Annotated in this window: 19 protein-coding genes and 8 tRNA genes; 21 read left to right on the top strand and 6 right to left on the bottom strand. The window is 53.8% G+C overall.

The window, feature by feature from the left end:
- Positions 1 to 100 precede the first annotated feature (100 nt).
- From H6F67_RS03005 to H6F67_RS02955, 11 genes are all read left to right on the top strand, one after another.
- Positions 101 to 2,518 (top strand): phospholipid carrier-dependent glycosyltransferase, encoded by a 2,418-nt coding sequence (locus tag H6F67_RS03005; RefSeq protein ID WP_190763182.1) that lies wholly within the window; start codon positions 101 to 103, stop codon positions 2,516 to 2,518.
- A 448-nt stretch (positions 2,519 to 2,966) separates the two neighbouring features.
- Positions 2,967 to 3,042 (top strand) — tRNA-Gln (locus H6F67_RS03000).
- Position 3,043: 1 nt separating this feature from the next.
- Positions 3,044 to 3,115, top strand: a tRNA-Gln gene (locus H6F67_RS02995).
- A gap of 153 nt (positions 3,116 to 3,268) precedes the next feature.
- A tRNA-Leu gene (locus tag H6F67_RS02990) sits at positions 3,269 to 3,345 on the top strand.
- 5 nt (positions 3,346 to 3,350) lie between these two features.
- A tRNA-Pro gene (locus H6F67_RS02985) sits at positions 3,351 to 3,426 on the top strand.
- 49 nt (positions 3,427 to 3,475) lie between these two features.
- Positions 3,476 to 3,550: transfer RNA gene (locus tag H6F67_RS02980), tRNA-Leu, on the top strand.
- A gap of 4 nt (positions 3,551 to 3,554) precedes the next feature.
- A tRNA-Ile gene (locus H6F67_RS02975) sits at positions 3,555 to 3,632 on the top strand.
- An 83-nt stretch (positions 3,633 to 3,715) separates the two neighbouring features.
- A tRNA-Lys gene (locus H6F67_RS02970) sits at positions 3,716 to 3,790 on the top strand.
- 15 nt (positions 3,791 to 3,805) lie between these two features.
- A tRNA-Lys gene (locus H6F67_RS02965) sits at positions 3,806 to 3,877 on the top strand.
- Between the two features lie 229 nt (positions 3,878 to 4,106).
- Positions 4,107 to 5,123: a DUF1517 domain-containing protein gene (locus H6F67_RS02960; protein ID WP_190763180.1), complete on the top strand. Its 1,017-nt coding sequence runs from the start codon at positions 4,107 to 4,109 to the stop codon at positions 5,121 to 5,123.
- A gap of 105 nt (positions 5,124 to 5,228) precedes the next feature.
- On the top strand, positions 5,229 to 5,780 hold the full coding sequence (locus H6F67_RS02955) for a hypothetical protein (RefSeq protein ID WP_190763178.1): 552 nt from the start codon (positions 5,229 to 5,231) through the stop codon (positions 5,778 to 5,780).
- Between the two features lie 436 nt (positions 5,781 to 6,216).
- On the opposite strand, the gene H6F67_RS02950 is transcribed toward H6F67_RS02955, so the two are convergent.
- The gene (locus H6F67_RS02950) at positions 6,217 to 7,737 is read right to left on the bottom strand and encodes a helicase C-terminal domain-containing protein (RefSeq protein WP_190763177.1); all 1,521 of its coding nucleotides are present in this window, start codon (positions 7,735 to 7,737) and stop codon (positions 6,217 to 6,219) included.
- A gap of 276 nt (positions 7,738 to 8,013) precedes the next feature.
- Between H6F67_RS02950 and H6F67_RS02945 the strand changes: the two genes are divergently transcribed.
- Positions 8,014 to 9,840 (top strand): APC family permease, encoded by a 1,827-nt coding sequence (locus H6F67_RS02945; protein WP_190763175.1) that lies wholly within the window; start codon positions 8,014 to 8,016, stop codon positions 9,838 to 9,840.
- 8 nt (positions 9,841 to 9,848) lie between these two features.
- Complete coding sequence (locus H6F67_RS02940) at positions 9,849 to 10,721, top strand: prephenate/arogenate dehydrogenase (RefSeq protein ID WP_190763173.1); 873 nt, start codon at positions 9,849 to 9,851, stop codon at positions 10,719 to 10,721.
- Here the strand turns inward: H6F67_RS02940 and H6F67_RS02935 are convergent.
- Positions 10,718 to 11,887: a lipocalin-like domain-containing protein gene (locus H6F67_RS02935; protein ID WP_190763171.1), complete on the bottom strand. Its 1,170-nt coding sequence runs from the start codon at positions 11,885 to 11,887 to the stop codon at positions 10,718 to 10,720. The two genes, H6F67_RS02940 and H6F67_RS02935, sit on opposite strands and share 4 nt — an antisense overlap.
- 188 nt (positions 11,888 to 12,075) lie before the next feature.
- On the opposite strand from H6F67_RS02935, the gene H6F67_RS02930 reads away from it, so the two are divergent.
- On the top strand, positions 12,076 to 12,699 hold the full coding sequence (locus tag H6F67_RS02930) for a TVP38/TMEM64 family protein (RefSeq protein ID WP_190763169.1): 624 nt from the start codon (positions 12,076 to 12,078) through the stop codon (positions 12,697 to 12,699).
- Positions 12,700 to 12,735: 36 nt separating this feature from the next.
- The gene (locus tag H6F67_RS02925) at positions 12,736 to 13,506 is read left to right on the top strand and encodes an HAD-IA family hydrolase (protein WP_190763167.1); all 771 of its coding nucleotides are present in this window, start codon (positions 12,736 to 12,738) and stop codon (positions 13,504 to 13,506) included.
- Positions 13,507 to 13,545: 39 nt separating this feature from the next.
- Here H6F67_RS02925 and H6F67_RS02920 read toward each other — a convergent pair whose 3' ends face one another.
- Positions 13,546 to 13,926, bottom strand: coding sequence for a hypothetical protein (locus H6F67_RS02920; RefSeq protein ID WP_190763166.1), 381 nt, complete (start codon positions 13,924 to 13,926; stop codon positions 13,546 to 13,548).
- Positions 13,927 to 14,529: 603 nt separating this feature from the next.
- Between H6F67_RS02920 and H6F67_RS02915 the strand changes: the two genes are divergently transcribed.
- From H6F67_RS02915 to H6F67_RS02905, 3 genes are all read left to right on the top strand, one after another.
- Positions 14,530 to 16,644: a TIGR00300 family protein gene (locus H6F67_RS02915; RefSeq protein WP_190763164.1), complete on the top strand. Its 2,115-nt coding sequence runs from the start codon at positions 14,530 to 14,532 to the stop codon at positions 16,642 to 16,644.
- Between the two features lie 142 nt (positions 16,645 to 16,786).
- Positions 16,787 to 18,523 carry an SBBP repeat-containing protein gene (locus H6F67_RS02910; protein WP_190763162.1) on the top strand — a complete coding sequence of 579 codons (1,737 nt, stop codon included), beginning with the start codon at positions 16,787 to 16,789 and terminating at the stop codon, positions 18,521 to 18,523.
- Between the two features lie 584 nt (positions 18,524 to 19,107).
- Complete coding sequence (locus H6F67_RS02905) at positions 19,108 to 19,329, top strand: DUF4327 family protein (protein WP_190763160.1); 222 nt, start codon at positions 19,108 to 19,110, stop codon at positions 19,327 to 19,329.
- An 83-nt stretch (positions 19,330 to 19,412) separates the two neighbouring features.
- Here the strand turns inward: H6F67_RS02905 and H6F67_RS02900 are convergent, their stop codons facing one another.
- Positions 19,413 to 19,751: a hypothetical protein gene (locus H6F67_RS02900; RefSeq protein ID WP_190763158.1), complete on the bottom strand. Its 339-nt coding sequence runs from the start codon at positions 19,749 to 19,751 to the stop codon at positions 19,413 to 19,415.
- 243 nt (positions 19,752 to 19,994) lie between these two features.
- A complete protein-coding gene (locus H6F67_RS02895) occupies positions 19,995 to 20,402 on the bottom strand; it encodes a hypothetical protein (RefSeq protein ID WP_190763156.1) in 408 nt (135 codons plus the stop codon).
- Positions 20,403 to 20,709: 307 nt separating this feature from the next.
- Here H6F67_RS02895 and H6F67_RS02890 point away from each other — a divergent pair, with 307 nt between their 5' ends.
- Together H6F67_RS02890 and H6F67_RS02885 are read left to right on the top strand one after the other, a co-directional pair.
- Positions 20,710 to 22,620 carry a transketolase C-terminal domain-containing protein gene (locus H6F67_RS02890; RefSeq protein WP_190763154.1) on the top strand — a complete coding sequence of 637 codons (1,911 nt, stop codon included), beginning with the start codon at positions 20,710 to 20,712 and terminating at the stop codon, positions 22,618 to 22,620.
- A gap of 265 nt (positions 22,621 to 22,885) precedes the next feature.
- Positions 22,886 to 24,061 (top strand): alpha/beta hydrolase, encoded by a 1,176-nt coding sequence (locus H6F67_RS02885; protein WP_190763152.1) that lies wholly within the window; start codon positions 22,886 to 22,888, stop codon positions 24,059 to 24,061.
- Here H6F67_RS02885 and H6F67_RS02880 read toward each other — a convergent pair.
- Entirely contained in the window at positions 23,996 to 25,273 is a 1,278-nt protein-coding gene (locus H6F67_RS02880) for a recombinase family protein (protein ID WP_190763151.1), read from the bottom strand. The two genes, H6F67_RS02885 and H6F67_RS02880, sit on opposite strands and share 66 nt — an antisense overlap.
- A gap of 63 nt (positions 25,274 to 25,336) precedes the next feature.
- Between H6F67_RS02880 and H6F67_RS02875 the strand changes: the two genes are divergently transcribed.
- Complete coding sequence (locus tag H6F67_RS02875; RefSeq protein ID WP_190763149.1) at positions 25,337 to 26,104, top strand: ABC transporter permease; 768 nt, start codon at positions 25,337 to 25,339, stop codon at positions 26,102 to 26,104.
- Position 26,105 lies beyond the last annotated feature (1 nt).

Genomic DNA, 26,105 nt, shown 5'->3' with positions numbered 1-26,105 from the left:
CGCCAAACCTGCCACGAAACCAGAAGCCGAAGCCGATTGATATCCTGACTGCCGCTGCTTGCAGCCCTTACAATGGTTTCGTCTTTCCTCGCGCTCGATCGTGGTTCGCAAATTCGGCAAATTAGAAATTCGTGGACTAAAAGCCATTTCGCTGATTTGGCTGGTGAGTGCTTTGATCGATCGCCTCTGGATTTGGCTCGATCGATCTGTTCCCTCCTGGGATCCTGCCGACAATTTGACGAACGCGCTGCATTTCAAGGTGGCGATCGAACAGGCTCGCTGGCTATCGGGCGACTGGTGGATGCAGTTTTGGGCAGTATCGACCAAATATCCGCCCTTGCTGTTTGCGCTGACCGTTCCGTTTTTGCAGCGATTCGGACTGGCAGCAGATTCCGCGCTGCTGGTGAATTTGCTGTTTAGCGCAATTCTGCTGCTGTCTGTTTATGGCATCGGGCGGCATCTGCTCAGCGATCGCGCAGGCGTTATCGCCGCAATTTTGTGTGTCCTAATTCCCAGCTTCTACACCAATCGCCTGCAATACTTCATGGATTTTCCGGTTGCGGCAATGGTGGCCTTCAGCTTCTACTGCCTGACGCTGTGGCGCGATGAGCAATCCGGCCTGCGGCAGTGGGTTTGGGCGATCGCTTTTGGCGTCAGCTATGGACTGGCAATCCTCACCAAGCAGTCTGCCCTCTTCTTTCTAATCGTGCCGATTCTGTGGCTGCTAATTCGCAACGGGCGGCAGTGGAAACGACTGCTTCAGCTTGTCAGCAGTTTTGCCGTGACGCTGGCGATCGTTCTGCCTTGGGTGACGACCAACTGGATTTATCAAATCAGTGCCGCCTTCAACTCCAACGTCAAATCTGCGATCGATGAAGGCGACCCGCCCCTGAATACGATCGGAGCCTGGATATACTACTGGCAGCATTTGCCCCGTGCGGTGTCTTGGCCGCTGCTGATTTTGGCGATCGCAGGCGGTGCGTTTTGGCTGCTGCGCCGTAAACCGATCAGCATCAGCCTGCAAAATCTCAGTTGGCTGCTGGTGTTTTGGCTGGGATCGTTTGGCTTATGGTCAGCGATCGTCAACAAAGACGACCGCTACATTCTGCCTACTTTGCCGATCGTGGCGATCGTCCTCGCGCAAGGCTTGGCGCTGTTGCGACCAACGCTGCGCCGCGTCGCGATCGGGCTGGCCGGATTGCTGCTAGTCGGCAATTTGTTTCCGATCGGGCTGTTGCCAATGACGCAGTTGCTTAGTCCGCAGGCAGCAATGCAGCCTTACACGGGTACGCCGTTTCCTCATGCCGAAGTGATCGATCAAATCATTCGCGCTCAGCCACAGCAAATCGCCAATTTGGGAATGCTTGCCTCTACGCCAACCGTGAACCAGCACACGTTCAACTACTTCGGCAACCTCCGCAACTTCCAAGTTTTTTCGCGGCAGATGGGGCGCGACAAAAGCCAAACTGAAGAAGAACTGCGATCGCTCTCTTGGTTTTTGACGCTGCCCGATCGCCGTGCGGATGCAGGTCGCCGCGCACTGACACAGGCGATCGCTCAGAGTCCGAATTTCCGGCTACATCAAGCCTGGACGCTGCCGGACAATCAGCGCATCCAGCTTTACAAGCGATCGAATCTGCCCGTTACGGTTCAGCCGATCGCAACGAGTCCGGCAGTGAAGCTCGATCGGGTCGAAGTGCCAACCCGTGTGCCGCCTGACGAACCGATCCCCGTTACCTACACTTGGTCAGGCTCATGGCAGCAGCTTACTTCTGGCTTGGTGCTGCTGACTTGGCGACAGCAAAACGGTGAAGCAAACTGGCTGCACGATCACGGCATCGGACTGGGATCGCTCTATGCGCCTGCTGCCCATCCGAATCAAACATTTCAGGTCGTCGAACGAACGGCCATGCAGCCGCCCGATGTTCCCGGAACCTATCAGCTTGAAGCAGTGTATCTCAACGGCAAGACAGGAGAGCAGCGATCGCTTTCCACACTACCGATCACAATTACGCTTGACCCTGCCGCGCCTGCGGTGCCCGCTCCAGAACTCGACTGGGTAACGCAACTGCGATCGCGAGCTGCCGACCTACCGAAAGGCCGAGACGCACTGGAAGAAATTTTTGCCAATATCGGCCAACTGAATATGTTTGACCCGATTCAAGCGTATGCAGCGCAAGCCGCGAAAACCCTGACTGTTCGACTGGAGCAAAATCCGACGAATGCTGATCAGGCTTATGCTCTGGCCTTTGCTTATGCGCTGCTTCAGCAAGTTGATCCGGCGATCGCCACTCTCCAGCAAGTCGTCCAGCTTGATTCGCGCAACCCCAACGCCTTCGCCTATCTCGCTGCCGCCCAACTCTACACGCTGCGTCCGATCGCCGCTCAGCAAGCGATCGATTCTGCTTTGGCAATCGCCCCAAACCAGCCAGAACTGCATTTGCTGGGGACGATCGCGGCATTGATGCATGGCAACTTGTGGCAGGCGTGGCAGCACTGGCAGCAAGCCAAAATTTGAGATTGGCGATCGCGGCCATTTCGTAAACCGCTTCGCTTCACTTGATTTTTCAACTAGCGACATCCAAGCGGCTGTAACGCTGCTTCGGTTTGAGTTGAATTCTCATGCTTTCAAGCCAGCCAAGGAGTCGCAAAAAATTTTCTGGAAACCCCTTGACAGCTTTGTAGTATGTTTGTAGTATAAGTAGTATGAAACAAGCAAGGAGGAAAAAATGCGATCGACTTCGATTTCAACTGCAAAAAATCATTTTTGCAGTCCGAACGCACTGCAAATTCATCTAACAGCAGGATGCTGAAAGAAAGCAAATCTAAATCATGCTAATGCTCTGAGCTTTGAGAACTAGATTGAGAAGTTTTTTGGATTCCATTCAATGTTTTTTAGGTTAGATTCTGCAAATTTTGCTCAGCCGATTTCAAGCTATCAATTCACATAAAAATGGTTCATTTATTGCAGGATGGACGATTGGCAAGTCGCTTTGACTCTGAATCAAAGAGAGGTTGGTTCGACCCCAACTCCTGCATCCAATGCCCTGTGGTGTAACTGGCAACATCTCGCTCTTTGAAAGCGAAATTCCAGGTTCAAACCCTGGCGGGGCAGTCGGGGGGCATGAAAGGTTTCTGGGTCTATCTTTCTATCCTCCTGTTCCTTACTCCTGTAGCCCAATTTGGCAGAGGCGGCTGTCTCAAAAACAGTTTATGTGCGGGTTCAACTCCCGCCAGGAGCACCAAATCACCAACTCCGAATATCCACACTGCTGTAACCCAACTGGAAGAGGTGCTGGTCTTAGAAACCAGAAGTTGTGGGTTCGACTCCCATCAGCAGTACCAGCGATCGGGATGTAATTCAGCGGTCAGAAGCCTTGTTTTGGGAACAAGGAGTCGTGGGTTCAAATCCTACCATCCCGACCAATTGAATTCGGAATTTGGAGGTCAAATCAATAACTACGAATTCTTTTTCGCTCCCGTGACGGAATCGGAAGACGTGCTAGGTCGAGAGTCTAGATGAATGCAGGTTCAAATCCTGTCGGGAGCATCAAGCACCGGAGGCGGAAGTGGTGGACGCGCATGCCCGATAAGCGTGTAATTAGCAGGTTCGACTCCTGCCCGGTGTACCAATTAGAGGAATGAAGGATAAAAGGAATGAGTATGAACTCAACTCTCTACCATTTGCACCCAATCCAATTCATCCTTCCTATTTGGGTCGTTGGCAGAGCGGATATGCAGCCGCCTTTTAAGCGGAAAGATCTAGGTTCAACCCCTAGGCGACCCACCAAATTCGATCGATTCTGGGCGATTAGCTAAGCGGTAAAGCAGCCGCCTCTTAAGCGGAAGAGCGTAGGTTCAAATCCTACATCGCCCACTCAGGAAAGGATCAACTTCACGGTTGCGATGGTAGAAGCGATCGCGCCTGTCACTCGTCATTGACAACGAGCGATCGAGGCGCTTCGCTGCTGATGTTGACCATAAATGTTGCGATTTTGGGAATTTTGAGTTGAGGAACTGAAGCGATCGATACAAGCAATTCCAAAGGTCTGCTTCAAGCTGCGACCGGAACAGCTTGCCTCACCTGTACTTGTCACTCAAACGCAATGAAATCTTCTCGAACACTGCGATTTTTTGCCGCGACTGCGATCGCCTTGACGCTGGTTAATCATTTTGGGATCGATGTTGCGCCGTCTCGATCGAACCAAAGCTGGATTCAAGGCGATCGGGCTGAAGCTCGCAGAGGGTCGTCGGGCGGACGAGCAAGCGGCGGATCGTTTGGCAGCAGTTCGTCGTCTCGATCGCGATCGAATTCATCACCGTCGCGCAGCAGTTCGCCATCTCGATCGAGCGGGTCATCCTACGGCTACAGTTCGGGCGGCTATCGTTCTGGCTATTCTAGTTCGGGTTCGAGCGGGGCGATTTCCAATGCAGCATTTCTCCGCTTCATCATGATCTTGCTGCTGGTGGGCGGCAGCGTTGCTGTTGGCGTGCTGGTGTATCTGATTTTGAAGCAGTCCAGTCCGCGATCGTCCGCGCCCGCTCAAGAACTCGACAACGACACTGTAACCGTTACCAAGCTTCAGGTTGCTCTGCTGGCGCAAGCCCGACACATTCAAACCGAGCTAACGCAGCCTACCGAAACCGCTGATACCGCAACACCAAAAGGCTTAAGCGAACTGATGCACGAAAGCGTGTTGGCGCTGTTGCGATCGCCCGAATACTGGACGCACGTAAGCGCCAGTTCGCAAACGCTCGGCACTCGCGAGGCGGCATCTCAAGCGTTTGAGCAAATTTCGATCGCGGAACGCAGCCGATTCAGCGCGGAAACGCTGGTTAACGTCGGTGGACGCATTCGTCGTCAAGCGATGCAGCCCGCAGCCGATGAACCCGCGTCCTACATTGTCGTCACACTGCTGATCGGTTCAGCCGACGATCGAGCCATTATCAACCCCGAAATTCACACGACCGAAGACCTCAAAACCGCGCTGCAAGTTTTGGGCGGCATGACATCCGACTACCTGATGGTGTTTGAACTGCTGTGGTCGCCTCAAGACGCTGCCGATAGCCTCAGTCAAGACGAATTAATCAGCGAATATCCGCATCTGAAGCTGATCGTTTAGCGGCGATCGATTTCACCTTGAGCATTTCAACTGAAGCGTTGAGTCGATCGATTGGGCTTACTAAATGTATCAGAAATGCTGCACTGCTAATCGTCACTCAACGCCATGAAATTTCCGACCCTGCGATTTTTCGCTGCTGTTGCGATCGCCTTCACCGTTGTCAATCACTTTGGAATTGATCTGAGCGCCCTTGGTTCCAATCAAAGCTGGGTACAAAGCGATCGAGCTGAGGCTCGCCGTTCTGGAGGGCGAGCGGGCGGCGGTTCTTTTGGCAGTTCAAGGCCGCGATCGACGACTCGTTCATCCTCTTGGTCAAACGGCAACAGTTCAGGAGGAACTCGTCACACGACTTCTTCATGGTCAGATGATCACGGCGTTGGGCATTCGAGTACAACTTCAACGCATTCCACTTCGTCTTGGTCGAACGAATCGAGTTCTGGGCGATCGAGTCAATCTTCAGTCATTCATCGCTCTACCTATTCTGGTACTCGCCAGCCCGGAACTTTACCTGTCGTAGAAGTCGATGTAGAGGAGAACGACGATCCATTCATGCAGTTCATGATGCTGTTTTTGCTGTTGGGGGGTGGCGTTGCAGCGGGATTGCTGGTGTATTTGATTTACAAGCAGATGGCCGAACAGCGATCGCCTGCAAAGTAACTAGATTGAAAAGGGCGATCGCGTCGATCGCCCTTGCTTTTTGTTATTGAATGAATGCGCGATCGAGTGTTGCTTGGCTAGGGCAAATCGCGCCAAAAGATTTCGGGATCGCTGAAGAATCCAGTGCTAATCTTGCAAACTGTTTGACAAGATTGGCCTTGCTGATTGATGTACGTTACATCATAGGTGCTAGTGGTTTTGTCGCCATCAAACCATCTTGTTGAAACAGTAATGTCTCTGGCACCGCGAACTTGAAGGGCATGAATGATGCGTTTTTTGTGGTCTTCTGACTGAAAATACATCCACAATACAACCAGTAGAACTGCAAGAATCCAGACAATAGGAAAACCGTTAATCATCTTTGAAGTGGTGCGATCGAGTGCGTAGGTTTAACTACAGCTTTTCCCGATTCAATTCCATCTCATTCACGAATTTTTCAATCTAAAACAGGCGCATCTGCTGATAAAAATAAGCTGCGATCGACGTAATTCAACTGAGCAATCGGACTGAGAGCGGCGAGAATTTGCTGACCGTAGCTGCGGTGGTTGACGCGATTATCGAGGAGGGCAACGACGCCTTGTGATTCGCGGACGGGCGCGATCGATCGTTGCAGTTCGCTGATCGCAGTCGGCAGCAAATAGAGGCGAAACCAATCTTGGCGCAGCCGTTTGTAGTAGGCGACTCGTCCGGCCACAAGCGGATCTTCGAGCGAAGGTAAGGGCAGCGTGGCGATGATCAGCAGGCGCGGCGCAGGCAAAACGGCTTGATGCTGCCGCCAAAATTCCCAGCCGCTTACCAGAACGCCGTTTTCATCCAGGCAGGTTTTCTCAACTTGCACTCGTGACCCCAGTTCAGATGCCAGAATCGAGCCGACCTGCGACTTCAGCGGCGTATCGCCCACCAAAATGACTGCTAATCCTGGAGTGGCTGAACTGGCATCGAGTAAACGGCGAACTTCTTGCAGCAGGGCAGTTTGGTACTGCGGCGTGTTGGGAAACGGAATGCCGTCGGGCAGGTAAAGCTGAATGAGTTCGTTTTGGCGATCGGGCGAAAACTTGACGCAGGTGAGTTCGCCCAATCCAAGCCGCTGGCGGAAGTTCGGTGCATCAGCAGCCACATCGAGGGCACTGCCGATCAGGACGATCGGCTGTTGCTGCCACACAAATTCCAGGGCAGACGCGACATCCGCAGAGCCACAGTGCAGCGAAAACTGACCTTGTTTGCGAGCGATTTGCGTCCAAACCAGCGAGTTTACCTGCTGAAAGTGTCCAAAGCTCGCCCAAGGTTCGGGTGGCGTGCGATCGCCCAAGCTTTGATAAAGCTGGATCAAGCTGTCTTGCTCGGTTGAGTCGAGCAAATAGCAATCGTAGGGATTGGCGGGATGCTGAAAAATCGATCGCGTCAGTTGCACTCTGGCATCGCGAATCGCGTCCGCCTGGTCTGGGCAAGCCAGCATCAAGCGATCCCAGTCGCTCGGCTCCAGCGTGGTCGTGAGGGTCGATCGCACCCAAGCTTCCAGATCGTCCACGCCATCGAGAATGGTGGGAATTTCAGTCGGGAACTGACCGAGGTGAAAGAGGCGATCGCGCAGCCAAGCTTGCGGCGTGGTCAGCATCAAACCGGAGAAGTTGGGTTCCCAGCGATCGCCTGTGCGAATCGGCTTGTCCACCTCGATCCACTGCCGCAGACGCGGAATCTCGACCATCAGTAATCGTTGAGCAAGCGCTTCGGGCACAACCAGCAGCGTCGGCTCCTGCCAAATCAACGCAGGCATTAAATAGCTGAGGCGATAGTGCCCGTGATAGCCCGACGTGGCTCCTGTTTGAATCAGCGCGCTGCGTCCGAGCCGCAAAGCTCGTGCGACCAGCCGCGCCATCGTCAAATGATGCAGCCAGTAGGGTTCGCCCTGCTCGCGCAGAAATGCTCTCAGTTGACGGTGAACTTCGACCTCGATCACGCAGATTCTTTTGACGCAATGTCTCTCATTGTGGCACAAACGTTTCATGGCTGATGAGCGATCGATTCACGGCCAAAATCCGCCTTGCCAATGCAGGATCGATCGCTTTGATACCTGCAAAATGCGTCGTCAGAGGCATTGAGGCAGCACGGACTTCACCTTAGTATCAGTTCGTTCACCAATCGGTAGAATAGATCAGCGTCAATGACGCATCTCTTCATCTTGGCAGCTTCGCCCTCTACCGATTGACCGAATCGCATCTCTCGCGGACGAATTATGTCCCTTAAGCAAATTTTATTGGGTCGAACTCTGCCGACGAGTGCCCACGCCGAAGAAAGATTAACCATTCCAGCCGCCCTCGCCGTTTTATCGTCAGATGCGCTGTCTTCCGTTGCCTACGCAACCGAGGAAATTTTGCTGGTGCTAATTGCGGCGGGCAGCGGGGCGCTGTCTTTGTCTTTGCCGATCGCACTGGTCATTGTTGTGCTGCTGGCGATCGTGATCTTGTCGTATCGGCAAACGATTCGCGCTTATCCGCAAGGCGGCGGTTCCTACATTGTCGCTCGCGAAAATCTCGGCTTGCTTCCGGGTCTGGTGGCCGGAGGCTCGCTGATGATCGACTACATTCTCACCGTCACCGTCAGCGTCACGGCGGGAACGGCAGCTTTGACTTCCGCCCTGCCCAATTTGCAGCCGTATGGCGTTGATTTGTGCTTGCTGTTTATTGTGCTGCTGACAGTGGCGAATTTGCGCGGCGTGCGCGAGTCCGGCAATTTGTTTATGATTCCGACCTATGCGTTTGTGGTCGGCATTTTTGCGCTGATTGTCATGGGCATGTTTCAGCAGGCGACCGGACAAATTCAATCGATTCCGCAACCGATCGCCGCCGCGCAGCCGATCGGCCTGTTTTTTATCTTGCGAGCATTTTCGGCAGGCTGCACAGCCCTGACAGGTGTGGAAGCGATCTCCGATGGCGTTTTAGCTTTTAAGCCGCCAGAGTGGAAAAATGCTCGCAAAACGCTGCTTTTCCTAGGCGTAATCTTGAGCGGCATGTTTTTGGGGATTACCTATCTGACGCAGATTTATGATGTCGTTCCCGAAGAAGGCCAGACGGCAGTTTCGCTGCTGGGGCGCGAAATTCTCGGCAACGATTCACCGCTGTATTACTTTTTGCAGGTTGCCACGCTGCTGATTTTGCTGCTGGCGGCGAATACAAGCTTTGCGGATTTTCCTCGTCTTTGCTACTTCTTGGCGCGAGATGGATTTTTGCCGCGTCAATTTGCCATGCTGGGCGATCGCCTCGTCTACTCAAACGGCATTTTGCTGTTGAGCTTGTGTGCTGCCCTGCTTGTCGTCGTGTTTCGCGGCAGCACAAACGCTGTGATTCCGCTATATGCGGTCGGCGTGTTCACCTCGTTTACGCTTTCACAGGCGGGCATGGTGCGCCACTGGTTCAAAGAGCGCACGTCTGGCTGGAAGCCGAGCGCGGTTATGAACGGCGTCGGGGCGGCAGCAACTTTGATCGTGCTGCTGGTGATTATTTCGACGAAGTTTTTGCTGGGTGCATGGCTGGTGATCGTCGCGATTCCGATCGTCGTGATGCTGTTCCTCGCGATTCGCCAGCACTATCGCTATGTCGCGAAACGGCTCAGCATTGAAGGCTATGCGCCCCGCAGCTACATCGCCCGACCCAAAACCGATACAGTGACGCATCCCGCAGTGGTTGTCGTTGGGCAGTTGAATCGCGGCACGATCGAAGCACTCGACTATGCCCGCAGCATTGCCGACGAAGTTGTCGCTGTTCATGTCGATATCGGCACGACCGATCGCCAAAAGCTACACGAGCGCTGGGACTCGTTTGAATCTGATATTCTCCTGGTAATCCTCGATTCGCCGTATCGATCGCTGATTCAACCGATCATCGAGTTTGTCAGCGATTTTGAATATGACCACCCCGACGTGCTATCCACTATTATCATCCCGACGTTTGTGACGCGGACTTGGTGGGAAGGCTTGCTGCACAACCAAACTGCCTTTTTTCTCAAGCGAGCACTGCGGGCAAAACGCAGCCGCGTTGTCACCTCCTTTCGCTATTACCTGTAGGAGCAAAAATGCGCGTCGGCATTGTTGGATTGGGGCTGATCGGCGGTTCGCTCGGCTTAGCTTTGCGATCGCGTAGCGCTGCCAGAACGGATTCGACTCGAAACTACACCATCTTGGGAGTCAGCCGTCGATCGCAAGTTTGCCAGCAGGCGATCGCGATCGGCGCAGCCGACGAAGCCAGCGTGAATTTCGATTGCCTTGCAACTGCCGATGTCGTGATTTTGTGTACACCGATCGCCGCGATCGAACCAACCGTGCGATCGCTGCTGCCTCACCTGAAATCCACAACTGTCTTGACGGATGTGGGATCGGTAAAGGCCAGCATTGTCGAGACGATCGCTCCCCTCTGGCCGAACTTCGTGGGCGGACATCCAATGGCCGGAAAAGCCGAAAGCGGACTGGATGTTGCTGAGGCCGATCTATTTGTGCAAAAGCCGTATGTGCTGACGCCGATCGACTCCACGCCACCGGAAGCGATCGCGATCGTCACCGAAATCGCCAAAGCCGTCGGTGCGATCGTGTATGAGTGCGAGCCTGAAGCGCACGATCGCGCAGTTGCTTGGATTTCGCATCTGCCCGTCATGGTTAGCGCCAGCCTGATTCGCGCCTGCCTGAGCGAACCGGACGCCACGATTCAAAATTTAGCTCAAAAGCTGGCGAGTTCTGGCTTTCGCGATGCGAGTCGCGTCGGGGGCGGCGTTCCTGAACTCGGCGTGATGATGGCTTGCTACAATCAGGCGGCACTGCGGCAAGCGCTGTTAATCTATCGCGATCGACTCGACGAAATGATCGATTGCGTCGATCGAGCAGATTGGGACGCGATCGAAGCGCTCTTGACGGAAACACAAGCGGCGCGACCCCGCTTCTTGCAAGAGGATTAGGGCGTTCGCTCGGCCAGAAGGGAATCGAGGCGATCGGCGTATCCGGTCAATTCCACATAGCCTTGACCGCGAAGCGGCTGATCTTGCCAGCTTCCCTGAAAGCCAACTGCGCCTTCCCAATAAGTTGCTGTTGCCGTGTTCAGTTCTTGGTTGGGCATCAAAGCTTGAGCCGTCAGCGACAGATCGAGCTTGGGCAGATCGATCGCCCACTTTGCCGGATAGGTGGCTTTGCTGCTTGGACTTTTCCAGGTGTCGAGAACGCGGATATTCCAGTCGTCTTTGGCGATCGCTTGTGTCGTGCCGTCTGACAGAATGAACTTGCCTGCGGACTGCGGTTCGATCGATCCGTCATCATGCCTGAGCAGATACAGCATCAACGCTGCGCCGTTCTCAAACTGCATCGAAAACCAATCCCAGCCGACCGTTCCGGCTGTCAGCGCACTGGTCGAATATTCGTGGTCTTTCCAGGTAATGCCTGTGACCTCATAGGTTTGATCGGCGATCGTCACCGTTCCCGCCGTTAGCTGCTGCACCAGCGAATAGTAGTACGAGGCATTTCCCGGTTCTGCTCCCTTCACGCTGTAGCCGCGATCGCCCTGCAAAACGGGCGGGCGCGTTTGCGTCACAGTCAGATCGATCGCGATTTGGTCGCTTTTCGCCTGCAAGCGCACTTGATTTGGGGCAGTTGCGATCGCTGACCAGTCTTCCAGCCAAACGTGATAAGGATCGTTTTCGGCTCCGGCCAAGTTAATTTGTCCGCGACTAAAGCGCTCGTAGGGATAAAACTGCTTTTCGGCAATGTCGCTGAGCGTGAAGTGTGCCGAGTAGATTTGATTGCCGCGCCAGTGGGATGCGTTGGAGACAGTTTGTGCTTCAGGAGTAATTGCCTGCCGAAAGAACGTCAACTGAAATCCAAACGGTCGCCCTTCTGCCGTTTGCAAGTTTCCGGTGTAGTACCACCATTCGGTTTGATAGCCTTCATGCGGACCAAAATCCTGCGGAAACTGCCAGGTTTGCGGAGCCATCGCCTTTTGGAAGCTGGACGAATCTGCCGCAGGTGCATCCAGCCAACTTAGTTCCGCACTCGCCGCCCAAACAGGCTGAACTGAGAGCAGCCAGCAGACTGCCAGCAGCAGGATCGATCGAACCAGGGCAAATCGTTTCATGCGTCTTCACAAACCTTCACAAATTTATTATGGCTCGATCGCGCCACTCCGTTCACCGGAATCGATCGCTTCTTGCCAAAAACAGGATCGCCGCATCCCGCACGCCCGCGTTAATTTCAGCCGAACCGCTAATCCCCAATTCCTCATCTCTGCTATAGAATCGCGCTCATAGCCTTTACTTTTTCACCATGACTGCACCTGCTGATCTGATTGAATCGGCGCTCGTTTGGGTTGACGGACTTGGCACAGCAGGCGCGATCGCCTTTGTGGGTTTGTACATCGCGGCGACGATCGTTTGCTTTCCCAGCTTTTTCCTGACGCTGGGAGCGGGCGCAGTTTATGGCTGGCTGGTCGGATCGGTGGTGGTTTTTATTGGAGCGACGCTGGGATCAATCGCCGCTTTCTTGATTGGGCGCTATCTTGCTCGCGGCTGGGTGGCCGATCGCATTGCCCGAAATTCGACGTTTCAAGCGATCGATCGGGCAGTCGGGGCAGAAGGGCTGAAAATCGTTTTGCTGACGCGCCTGTCACCTGTCTTTCCGTTTGTGCTGCAAAATTACGCCTATGGAATCACGCAGGTTTCGCTACGCGATTATGTGCTCGGCGCGATCGGCATGATTCCTGGAACGCTGATGTACGTTTATATCGGTGCGCTGTTTGGCAACTTGGCAGCGCTATTCTCTGGCGCAGCCACCCGCAGCAAAACGCCGATCGAATCCGCGCTTTACGGGTTGGGATTAATCGCCACGATCGCCGCCTCGCTGTATATTGCCGCGATCGCTCGCAATGCCCTTCGCAAAGTGGTCGAATAGCGACGTAGAATCGATCCCAAATTTGCTGAAGATCGCATGAGCGCAATTATTTTTGACTGCGATGGCGTTCTCGCTGACACCGAGCGCGATGGACATTTGCCCGCCTTCAACCAAACCTTTCAACATTTCGGATTGCCCGTGCAGTGGTCGCAAGCCGACTATGCAGAAAAGCTGGCGATCGGCGGCGGCAAAGAACGAATGGCAAGCCTGCTCACTCCCGAATTGATCGCAGCGGCAAAGCTGCCAACCAATCCAGATGAGCAACAACAACTGATTGCCCAGTGGCATCGCTACAAAAGTGCGGTTTATCAAGACATGGTGCAGAGCGGAAGATTACCTGCTCGTCCCGGAATTGCTCGATTGACAAACGAGGCGATCGCCTCCGGTTGGACACTCGTTGTCGCTTCCACTTCTGCCGAATCTTCAGTTCGTGCCGTTCTAGAATACGTGGTTGGTCAGGAACAAGCCGCGCAGTTTCACATTTTTGCAGGCGACATTGTGTCCCACAAAAAACCCGCTCCAGATATTTATTTGCTAGCAAAAGAACGATTGAATTTGTCCACTCAAAATACCTTGGTGATTGAAGATTCGCGTCAGGGTTTGGTGGCCGCGATCGCGGCTGGATTCCGCACACTTGTCACCGTCAGCAGCTACACCGCTCAAGAAGATTTGCACGAAGCGATTCTCGTCGTTTCCGATTTGGGTGAGCCAAATTCACCGATGCGAATTCTCGCCAACCGCTCTCTTGCAAAACCAAAAGACTACATCACGCTTCAAGATATTCAAGACTGCTTATTGACCGAATAAAGAAGGAAGGCGCGATCGCACCTTCCTCTCGATTACAAGTTAAACTTTGTGTTCGTAGTAGCTGGAAATGTGTTCGTAAACGTGATCGGGAAACTTTAGATCGCGATAGACATTGCAGGAATCTGGATCATCAGCATTCGGACAAATCGGAAATTCCTGCTGGCTTTGCCAGTCCAAAATGCGATCGCGCTTCGGTGGATTGTAGTCTTTGCCTTCCACCTGCTTAACCAATGCTTTGGCTTCCACTTCGCTGAAGTCTTTGTCTTTTTGCAGATATTCAATCAGCGCGTCATCGTCCATGAAGTGACGGGCAATCATCGCAAACGTCAAGCGGCCATAGTGACCAATATCTTTGCCTTCATCAAGCGCATCTAGCAAATGCGCCATCATGTCGCTTTTCCGCAATTCTTCGATCGACATTTTTAGGATTCCTATATTAAATGCTGCTTTGACTCAATTATCGAAGTGGGATAGGGCGATCGCCGTCTATCCCAGGTCAGCGATTGACTAATACAAAAATACTACTTGCGAGGGGCGCTAAACCAGACCAGAGCGCCTGCTACATTTGATGCTGTGCTGCTTACGCTATCGCCCTTTCAGCATTCCTATCTGTGGCTGACTCAAATTGCAGCGCAATTAGGGCTGCAACATCTAGCAGATTGACTAGATTGTTTACTAGGATGATTACTTCTAGAAATTACCAAAGATAGCAATTCGTTAATTTTGAAATCTCTGATTTGTATTCGATGATCTAACCGCTCTGAAGGGTTGCACTTTCATACTCAAATTTCTGGAAAGTGAACTTTTGGCAATTCGATTTGGCTGAGTACGATCGCCCCAAGACCCCAAACAACATAATCTTCACAAAGTGAGGAAGGCTTGACATCGATCGCTCTTTGCTCGATCGACTGTCACAAAGTAATAGAATAGGATCTTGATTTTCGTGGGTATCCGGCCTGCTATGGCGAATTTTGCCTGCGCGTGGCGATGCCGTGTCTATCTACCCAACGCGACAGGAATTTTATGAGCGCTCCGATTCGGATTTTGATGTGTTCGCCCGATCACTACGACGTGGACTATGTGATCAATCCTTGGATGGAAGGAAATATTCACAAGTCGTCTCGCGATCGCGCTGCCGAACAGTGGGACAAGCTGCACTTTATTTTGAAAGATCTTGCCGCTGTGGACTTGATCGAGCCGCAAAAAGGCGTGCCCGATATGGTGTTTACGGCGAATGCGGGCTTGGTGTTGGGCGATAACGTCGTTTTGAGCCGTTTCTATCACAAAGAGCGGCAGGGCGAAGAGCCGTTTTTCAAAGCGTGGTTTGAGCAGCAGGGCTACACCGTGTTTGAACTGCCGAAAGATTTGCCGTTTGAAGGCGCGGGCGATGCCTTGCTCGATCGCGAAGGCCGCTGGCTGTGGGCGGGTTACGGCTTTCGATCGGAGCTTGATTCACACCCCTACCTCGCCAAGTGGCTGGATATTGAAGTGCTGTCGCTGCGCCTGATGGACGATCGCTTCTACCATCTCGACACTTGCTTTTGCCCCTTGACGGACGGCTATTTGCTGTACTATCCGCCTGCGTTTGATGCCTACTCGAATCGGCTGATCGAGATGCGCGTCCCAGAAGCGAAGCGAATTCCGGTGGCCGAGGCGGATGCGGTGAATTTTGCCTGCAATGCCGTGAATGTCGATCGCACGATCGTGATGAATCAGGCCAGCGATGACCTGAAGCAGCGCTTGGCGAACGTCGGCTTTGAGGTGATCGAAACGCCCTTGACTGAATTTCTCAAAGCGGGCGGCGCGGCGAAATGCTTGACCTTGCGCGTGACGGAACCTGTGCGCGTCGAAGTTCACGCGGCTGCTGCGATCGACTCTCGCGTGATTCAGCTTGAAGGCCATCTGCTTGATTCTGGCATTGTCAACCGCGCCCTGGATCTGATTGTCGAAGCGGGCGGCAGCTTTCAAGTCTTAAATTTCCGCTTGGGCGAACAGCGGCAAAGTACATCATCGGCAGAAGTGAAGGTAACGGCTCCCTCTCGCGACGTGATGGAAACGATCATGTCGCAACTGATCGACATGGGTGCAGTGGCCGTCTCGAATGAAGTGTCCAACTGCACGCTGGAAACCGCGCCCAAAGCGGGAGTTGCGCCAGATGACTTCTATGTGACGACAATCTATCCGACGGAAGTGCTGGTGAAAAATCAGTGGGTGCGCGTTCAGAATCAGCGGATGGACGGGGCGATCGTCGTCTCCGAGACCCCGAACGGTTTGACGGCTCGCTGTAGCCTTTTGCGCGACTTGGCGGAGGGCGATCGCGTCGTTGTCGGCACCAGCGGCATTCGCACCGTCCGCAAGCCGGAAGCTCGCAATCCGCAGCCCACTCAGGAATTTAGCTTTATGGGCGCGGGCGTGTCGAGCGAACGGCGCGTGGAACTGGTCGTGGAGCAAATTGCCTGGGAACTGCGGAAGATTCGCGATCAGGGCGGCAAGGTCGTTGTCACGGCTGGCCCGGTTGTAATTCACACGGGAGGCGGCGAGCATCTGTCGCATCTGATTCGCGAGGGCTATGTGCAGGCGTTGCTCGGTGGCAATGCGATCGCCGTTCACGATATTGAGCAGTCGATGATGGGCACGTCGCTGGGCATGGATATGAAGCGCGGCGTTTCTGTTCGAGGCGGGCATCGTCACCACCTGAAGGCGATCAACACGATTCGACGCTACGGCAGCATTGCTGAAGCGGTCAATCAAGGCATTGTCACCAGTGGCATTTTCTACGAGTGTGTGAAGAAAAATGTGCCGTTCTCGCTGGCTGGGTCAATTCGCGATGATGGTCCCTTGCCTGATACACAGATGGATTTAATTCAGGCGCAATCCGATTACGCTCGACTGATTGAAGGCGCAGATATGATTTTGATGCTCTCCTCGATGCTGCATTCGATCGGGGTGGGCAACATGACTCCGGCAGGCGTGAAGATGGTTTGCGTCGATATCAATCCGGCTGTGGTGACGAAGCTGAGCGATCGCGGCTCGGTTGAATCGGTCGGCGTGGTGACAGACGTGGGCTTGTTCCTCAGCTTGTTGGTGCAGCAGCTTAGCCGCCTGACGAGTCGTTACGAAGCGGCAGCAGTGCGCTAGCGCGATCAACTCTTGAGATATCTGTGGAAGCCGGGGTGTCAACTGCCTCGGCTTTTGCGATCGCCTATGAAATAAAGCTTTCGTAAAGCGATCGTAGAATCACTGAAGTTCTGAGTATGATTCTGACTATCATGCTGCGCTCTTGCTGGTAATCGAACACATCAGCTACTCGGTCGGCCACCGTGCGATCAGCATCGTTTGCTGCAACAAAACACTAAATGCTGACGAAATGGCAAGAAATGACAACAGCCTCGGCACTACGAATTCTCTGGGTAATCTCACCAACAGACAGCTAGCTCGAAGCGGACAGGTTGGTCGATCGGATACACAAGATTTCTTTCGATTTCAGCTTACAGGGAGAAGTTCGCTCACCGTGTCATTGGGGCGGTTGCGAGCCAATGCGGATCTGGCATTGTTGAACAATCGCGGACGGCAATTGCAGCGATCGAACAAGAGCGGCACATCGTCAGAGCAAATTCAAACAACTTTGGCAGCAGGCACTTACTACCTGCGCGTGTTTCGCCGCAGTGGTGACACGCCCTACTCGCTGCAAGCCTCTGCAACGGCAACGCCCACACCCACGCCTGCACCTGCACCTGTTCCCACACCTGCACCTGTTCCCACACCTGCGCCCACGCCTGCGCCCACGCCTGCGCCCACGCCTGCGCCCTCAACTTCAGCCAACCCTAGACAAGCCTGGATTCGACAAATCCCAACGGATAATCCTGAGAGGGCAACGGCAGCCAACAATCATGCGGAAGCGATCGCGATCGATCGCTTTGGCAACACCTTCATCAGTGGCAATTCCAACAGCACTGTTGGCGGTGGTTCACGAGCAGGCTTTGACGACGCCTGGTTTGCGAAATACGATGCAGCCGGAAATCAGCAGTGGCTCCGTAAAATTGCAACATCAAGCAATGACTACATCAAGGGTCTGGTGACGGACAGTGCTGGAAATCTTTATCTCACAGGCGCAACTGCTGGGTCTGGTCAATTTAACCGGGCTAGCGCGTTTATTGCCAAGTATGACAGCAGCGGCAATCAGCTTTGGATTGACTATTTGCGAGGCAGTGGCAACATTGGCAACGACATTGCAATTGACTCCAGCGGAAACTTGTACATCACGGGTCGAACATCTGGTTCGATCGGTGGTGCGAATGCCGGAAGCTTAGATGCCTGGGTTGCCAAGTACAATAGCAATGGCGAGCGTCAGTGGACGGGACAACTCGGCACTTCCGGCTATGACGAAGCGTTTAGCGTTGCGGTCGATAGCCAGGGCAATGCCTACATTGCAGGTGAAACTCCAGGCGCACTTGCTGGAAGCAGTGCAGGTGGCGATGATGCTTGGCTTGCCAAATACAGCACAGCAGGCAGCTTGCTTTGGGTGAAACAGTTTGGTTCGGCTAGCCCGATCGATCGAGCCAATGCCATCGTGATCGATCGTGCCGATAACGTTTACGTTGGTGGCAATACGGGTGGTTCTGCGGGCAGTATTTGGCCGGAAAACAAACCTTGGATCAGCAAATTTACAGCCGACGGCGCACAAATTTGGACAACTCAATTCGGTTCTTTCGTGACGGATTTAGCGGACTTGGCGATCGACCAAGCAGACGATTTGTATGTTTCTGGCCGGACGCAAGATGCTTTCGGCTCGGCGACCGTTGGCGGAAGTTGGAACGCCTATTTTGCCAAATTTAATAGCCAAGGCAGCAATCTGTGGGGTGAACTGCTAGCAACTCGTTGGGAAGATCGAGCCTATGCGATCGCTGTCGATAGTGTCAATCAAATTCACGTGATGGGAATTACAGGCGGATCGCTTGGTGCAACCAATCCCCGCAGTCCAGTTTGGGATGTCTGGGTGGCGAAATATCTACCTTAACTGCAAATCGCTCTCACACTCTCCAGCGCGAGAAACGCGAAAAACCTTTCAGAGGCGGACGACCGCGCAAGTTTTCCTAGAATCGAAAGTGCTGCGATGGATCTGAGGCTGTCTGTTTCAGCAAGGCGCGAGCGTCATTTCTTAAGAGATGCTTGCGCTTTGCTGGTTTTTTGGCGCTCGAAGCAATAATGAAAAGTTGCTTGAGCGAAGGGAAAATGCGATCGCGGTCAAATGTACTCAAAGCAGTGTGTGACGGACAACAGACTCGCAAGCGCTTCAACGCAAAAATGAATACAGCGCAACAGTGATTCAATCGCGGATGCAGAAGCATGTTCCATAGAGTTATTTCAATGCTGGCGATCGATATCTCTTAAGCTGCTCATTCTTTTGATAGGAGTTTAGTGACTTTTGTTACTTTTTTTAATATAATTCTGAGGTAGTTAGCGTAAAAATAAAAATTATTTGGTATAGGCCATTACACTTGCTATTTCGATGGGGACGTGACCTCCCAAGGCAGCACTCGACGGTCTGCGTAAGGCTTTCAAAGTAGCACACTTGAACTCGAACAAGATAGAGGACGGATTATGATTCAGTCAGTACAGTACTCGATGCAATTTATTCAAGACGAAGCGCGGCAGCTTGTGCAGCAAGGCGTTGTTAGCCGCAATCAGCCGATCTATGTGCTTTGCCAGTATATTCCCGCTCGCGAATGGGCTTCGGTCGAGTGCGAGCTGGAGAAAAGTAGCTATCTCTTGCGCGATCGCATTGGCGATTTGCTCGGTCGCGAAGATTGGGAAAACGACTAGTCGCTGCTCATGCCTCAGCCCGATCGACCTCCGCTGCACTTGCGTCGATCGAGCTGACGTTTTCAAATTTGAGCCTTTGAGCGTTAAGAATTGTTTTCAAGATACAGGTTCAAATCTTCAATTAGGCGCGTCAGTTCTGCCTCGGTCGTCAGGCGAATGCGATCGTCTCGGACGGTGACGAGAACTTTCGCAGCGAATGGACTCGGCCAAATATTCGGATTGCAAAAAATTTCCAAAAACACCTCGCCCGTGTGCTGATACTGCATCGGCTGTTGGGGCGCAGGTTTGCCGCTGGCTTTGGTGGCGACGGCTTTGAGCGACTGCATGAGATTGGCGATCGCGCTTTGCAAATCTTGCGCGGCTTGAGGCGAAAAGCTGAAGGAAACCGAGCCTTCTACGAGATTGAGTCGAAGTTGAGTCATTACAGAACAGATGCGTTTTCTGGGCTGACTCCATAATAGGGGTTGGGGGTTAGGGCATATTTGAAACTGCATGATCCTCCCCAACCCTCCTTGCTGAGGAGGGAGCCGAACCACTCCTCAAAGTCTCCCTTAACAAGGGGGATTTAGGGGAATCGATTCCTGCAAAGAGCGCTTCGCGGCCAGCCAAGCTAATCCGTACCGTAATCGCGCACCCTCCACTCGCTGGAGCTTTGAAAACACGCCCTAGGAGCCGATCGCATTCGTGTCAATCGCCAGCGGCAGCGATCGCTGCATCTGAGCGAGAACATTTATTTTGTGCAGATGCAGCCGTCTCGAACAGGCGATCGAGCCTTCGGGATCAAGCGGATATTCTTCGGCCAGAAAAACTAGACTGTCGGCAAGCTGCAATAGATCGCTTGTGCTGTGCAGCAGCGTGTGAAGCTGTTGGCGCATCGGTGGCGGCATTTCTCGAATCAGGTAGCGCTGAATTTGGCGGTGCAGCTTGGCAAGCCGTCCGCGTGCAGTAAGGATCTGGGCAACTTGGCGATCGATTTGCGGCGTGCTGGCAGGCAGCTTTAGCCCCAATTCCACGCAGGCGGCTCGAAATTCAGCCAAGAGCGGCTGCATCAACTGCACATTGCGCCTCAACATTCAAACCACTCCTCAACTCCAGCGAGAGTATTCGTCATCTTACTCGGATGCTGCTGAGTGCAACAGTGGCGATCGCGCTCTTTCCTGATTCAGGGCAATTTTACTGCGCTGTCAGAAATGACAACGGAGCCGCCTCGCCTTCTGTCGCAAACCGAATTGCTCCAATTTGCTATGGCCGCGCTGCTTCACAGCCAATTTTTGATCCCCGACATCCGATCCCCAATGCTATCAATTGAGCCAGAGGCGGCGCGATCGTTCTATAGTTTTGGTGAATCGTGCCATCAAAGCTGCCATTAGGACTCTGGTCATGACAACTCCTGCTCCTTTTCCGATCGATCTGGGTGCTTATCAAAAAATTGCGCTTGATCCCACCAATCCCACGCTGACGGATGAACAGCGGCAAGCCCTGAAAGCCAATATTCAACTGTGTCGTGATGCGATCATTCTGTTTACGGCCACCGGAGCCGCCAAAGGCGTCGGTGGGCACACGGGTGGCCCCTACGACACCGTGCCGGAAGTGGTGATTCTCGATGCGTTTTTCCGAGGCGCACCGGATAAATTTGTGCCGATTTTCTTTGATGAAGCTGGACATCGGGTCGCGACGCAATACCTGATGGCGGCGATCTATGGCGATCTACCTGCCGAACAGCTTGTCCGCTATCGCGAAGCGCATTCGATGCTGCCCGGACACCCAGAATTAGGCATGGCTCCGGGGATCAAGTTCAGTTCCGGTCGCTTGGGGCACATCTGGCCGTACATCAACGGGGTTGCACTGGCGAATCCCGGTAAGGTCGTGGTTTGCCTCGGTTCTGACGGGTCGCAGCAGGAAGGCAACGATGCCGAGGCCGCAAGGCTAGCAGTCGCGCAGCATCTCAATGTGAAGCTGTTTATTGACGACAACGACGTGACGATCGCCGGACACCCTTCTGACTATTTACCCGGTTTTTCGGTTGCCAAAACGCTAGAAGGTCATGGCCTCAGCGTCAACGAAGGCGACGGCGAGGATCTAGACGATCTGTATCGCCGCATGTGCGAAGCCGTGACGACGCCGGGACCGATCGCCTTGGTCAACAAGCGCAAAATGGCGGTTGGCATTGAAGGAATCGAAGGCTCGAATCACGGTCATGACGTGATCCCCGTGAAACATGCGATTCCCTACCTGGAAAAGCGCGGCCTGACGGATGCGGTGAATTTCCTCAAGAACGTGCAGTATCCGAAGCAGGACTACACCTTCCTGGGATCGGGCGATCAGATGAAAGCCAATCGCGTTGTGTTTGGCGAGTCGGTCGTGAAGGTGCTGGGGCAGATGAGCGAGACGGAGCGCAAGGAAAAAGTTTTGGTAATCGACAGCGATCTGGAAGGCTCGGTCGGCTTCAAGCCGATTCACGATGCCTATCCTGAAATTTTTATCAATGCGGGGATCATGGAGCGGGGCAACTTTTCCGCCGCTGCCGGATTTGGCATGGCCGAGGGCAAGCAAGGGATTTTCGCGACGTTCAGCGCCTTTTTGGAAATGTGCATCTCGGAAATCACAATGGCGCGACTGAACAAGTCGAACGTGCTGTGTCATTTCTCTCATGCGGGCGTCGATGACATGGCCGACAACACCTGTCACTTCGGCATCAACAATATGTTTGCCGACAATGGCCTGGATGATGGCTATCCAACCGCGCTGTATTTCCCTGCGGATGCGGGACAGATGACCGCCTGCATTGATGCGATTTTCCATCAGCCCGGCCTGCGATTTGTGTTCTCGACGCGATCGAAAACCCCAAACATTCTTGACAGTCAGGGCAACGATTTCTACGGCAGCGGCTATCAGTTTACGCCTGGCAAAGATGAAGTCATCCGCGAAGGTACAGCCGGATATGTTGTCAGCTTTGGCGAAGGACTGTATCGTGCGCTTGATGCGGTCGAACGGCTGAAGCAAGAAGGCGTGGATGTCGGATTGATCAACAAGGCAACACTGAATGTGGTCGATGAGGAAATGATTGCCAAAGTCGGCAATGCGCCGTTTGTTCTCGTCGTGGAAGCTTTCAACCGCCGCACGGGACTCGGTAGCCGCTTTGGAACCTGGCTGCTGGAGCGCGGCTTGACTCCGAAGTATGCCCATCTGGGAACGCATCACGAAGGCTGCGGCGGCCTGTGGGAACAATATCCGCATCAGGGCATTGATCCAGTGGGGATCATGAACAAGGTGAAGGAATTGATCGGCTGAGAATAACAGCCCCCTTGCTGAATCCCTCTCCCCCAGGGAGAGGGACTTTGAAGGTTGGTTTCCCTTCTCTCGGAGAAGGGGCTAGGGGGTGTGTTAAAACCTCTTGGTGGTGAGATTTCTCCACTGAGATCCCCCTAAATCCCCCTTGAGAACCCGGACTTTGAGGATGACTCCCTCTTTTTTATGGGGTTGGGGAGGATTAAGCGGGTTCTAAAACACGGCGTAGGGGATGAGGGCGGCTGTTTGCTCATTACTCGATCGAGTTATGTTCTCCATCGCGATCGCCAGCTTCACCTTATTCCTCAGCCTGTGGATCGTCGTTCCGGCTCCGATTTTTGCTTTGCTGCCGCTGGGTGTGGGCGCACCGGAAATCAGTCCTTGGCTGGTGGTGCTGAGCTTGGGCGCGATCGCACTCAGCTTGATTCGCAAAGTTCATGTCGCGATTGGCCTGAGTGCGATTGCGCTGGTGTTGAGCTTGCTTCCGGTCGTGCAGCTTTTTGGCACGATCGATCGTGCCCAGTCGAGTTTTGAGCAGGCGTTTGGGAATTCGCCTGCGCCTTCTGCGCTTGGAGCAATCGCAGGCGTGTTTCGCGGCGTCCCGATTGCTGCTGTCCGGCAGACGGCGGCGATCGAGTTTGCCAAGCCGGATGGTGTGCCGCTGCATTTGGAGGTGTATCGCCCGCTGGAAGTCGGAATTTATCCGGCGATCGTTGCGATCTATGGTGGCGCATGGCGGGCAGGCAGTCCCTCAGACAACGCCGATTTCAATCGCTACATGGCAGCAAAAGGCTATGTGGTTTGGGCGATCGACTATCGGCACGCGCCGCAGTTTCGCTTTCCCATTCAGCTTGAGGATGTGAAAACGGCATTGCAGTTCATCCGGGATCACGCAGCGGAATATGAAACGGATGTCGATCGCATTGGGCTGATCGGGCGATCGGCGGGCGCACATTTGGCGATGCTGGCCGGATATCAAGCGAACGATGCGGTGATTCGATCGGTCGTGAACTATTACGGCCCTGTTGATTTAGCGCAAGGCTATGCCGATCCGCCTTCTCCTGACCCGATCGACACTCGCGCCGTCCTTGAAGCCTTTTTGGGTGGAACGCCTGCCGAACTGCCGGAGCAGTATCGACAAGCATCACCGATTGAATTTGTGAATCGATCGACTCCGCCGACGCTGTTGATTTATGGCAGTCGCGATCATATTGTGCAGGCGAAGTTTGGCCGATCGCTGTTCGATCGATTGCGATCCGAGCAAGTTCCGAGCGCGATGATCGAGCTTCCTTGGTCGGAACATGCATTTGATGCAGTTTTTCGCGGTTTGGGCAATCAAATTGCCCTTTTCTATGTCGATCGCTTTTTCGCTGCCACGCTAAAAGATGAGGACAAGTCGAATTTGCCAAGTCTCAGCGGATCGATCGATCTCGATCGTTCTTAGAAATTCGCGAAAATAAAAGCGGCGTTCGGCTTCCGATAAATCTAGCCAGAATTGCGGGATGGAAACGGTTTGAGCGATCGCTTGCAAGTTGGCGGGCGGCAGTTGCGCCAGTTTTGCCTGCAAGGTCGCGAGTTCCGTTTTGAGTTTGTAGATTCGCAGTTCAGCCGTTTCTGCATCCAGAATGCCTTCAGCTTCCAGCGTCGGAATTTTGGCTAGCGTCGATTCTTTCGCGGCAATTTCGGCAGCGATCGCCTGCTGAATGCGACTGACATCCGGCTGTGGCGTGGCAGCAACAGCGGCAGGCAGTTGAGCGCAAATTTGCTCGATCGATCGCCGCAGCACCTCCTCATAAGCCAAAGCGCGACATTTCGGCTTTTGCGGGCAGCTTGTCGGACGCAGATACAGATATTCCTGACGGCGCGTTTTGACGCGGGCGATCGTCATGCCGGACTGACACTGAGCGCAGGTGACAAGTCCAGCCAGCGATCGCGGCGCACTCGCGGTTCTGGGCGGCAAACGGCGATTGCGGCGCAAGAGGCGATCGATCTGGGCGGCTTCGGCACGCGGCAAAATTGCCGGATGTGTGTTTGGCATCACTTCCCCAGTTTGATAAACCAAATCGCCGCGATAGATTGGACTGGTGAGCCAGCGTTTTCCGGTTGAGGCGGAAATTTTTTTGCCGTATTTTTTTTCGAGATGGCGGACGCTGCCGCGCAGCGAACCATAAAGCAAAAAGTGATCGAAAAAATCTTTGACGACCGGAGCCGTCGCACGATCGATCGCATACCGATCTTTTCCGCGTCGATAGCCGTAGGGCGCTTTTCCCGGTGGCGGAAGGGCTTTAAGGCGATTGCGGGCATGGCCTAGCCGCAGTTTTTGCTGCCGCTGATCGGCGGGAAGCGTTGCCAGCAGACGCAGCAAATCCGATCGCTTCAGTCCCTCTGCAATCGGTTCTTCGAGAGAAATTAAAGTGATCCCCAAGGCTTCTAGAGCAGTCAGGCGATCGCTCACCGCTGCAACCGTTTCGCCCAAATCTGCCAGCCTGCGGACAAGAACCGTTTCGACGCTTGCCGTTTGACAATCTTGCAAAAGCTGATCCCACTGGGAGCGATCGCCCCAGTCGGAATAGACGCGATCGACAGCTTGACCCCATGCAGCATTCGGCTGGGTGTCGAGCAGCGGTTCCAGGTAGAGATAGGCGATCGTCGTCATAGCTCGATCCTAAGTTGGCGCTGGTTTCGCGGTACGCTCAAAAAGCAAGTTTGAACAAATGCTGTGAATGCGATCGAACTGAGTCCGACCAACATGGCTTGGCTGCTGGGTTTAGCGGCAATCACGCTGGGACTGCTCACCTGGCAGCGATCGCAGCCTGTGAACATGACGATTGCGATCGGGCGGATGCTGCTGCAACTGGGCGCGATCGGCGTGGTTTTCTCGGTTGTGTTTGCATCTCCCAATTTGGGTTTGGTGCTGGCGATCGTGCTGCTGATGCTGGCGGTTGCTGTTGTCACGGCTCGCAGTCGCTTGGGCGACCTGCCGAATTTGCTGATGACTGTGGGCGTGCTGGTTGGCAGCGTGGCGATCGCGCTGATCTATCTATATTTGCTGGTGCTGCGTCCGAATCCTTGGTATGCGCCGCAATATTTGATTCCGCTGGCCGGACTGCTGCTGGCGGCAAGTGCCAATGCGATCGCCCAATCGGGTGAACGGCTAATCACTTCGCTTAAATCCAGTCGGATTGAGATTGAGACGCACCTGAGCTTAGGCGCAAATCCACAGCAGGCGATCGCCACTTTCCGCCACGACGCGATCAAAGCCGGAATTCTCCCAACGCTCAACGCCATGCTGATCGCTGGAGCCGCAACGCTGCCCGGAGTTTTTTGCGGTCTTGTTCTGGCCGGAGTCGATCCGTTTCAGGCGGCACTGTATCAAGTGGTGGTGCTCGTTTCGATCGCCTTTGTCGCTGCCCTCAGCAGCATTTTGATTACGCAAGCGATCGCCCGTCAATTCTTCAATGCCGCCTGGCAGTTTAACCGTCGCTAAT

It is taken from the genome of Microcoleus sp. FACHB-1515 (assembly GCF_014696105.1).
GTDB lineage: Bacteria > Cyanobacteriota > Cyanobacteriia > Elainellales > Elainellaceae > JAAUTJ01.
The sequence above is the reverse complement of the archived record's forward strand: the minus strand, read 5'-3'. Positions and strand labels throughout refer to the sequence as shown.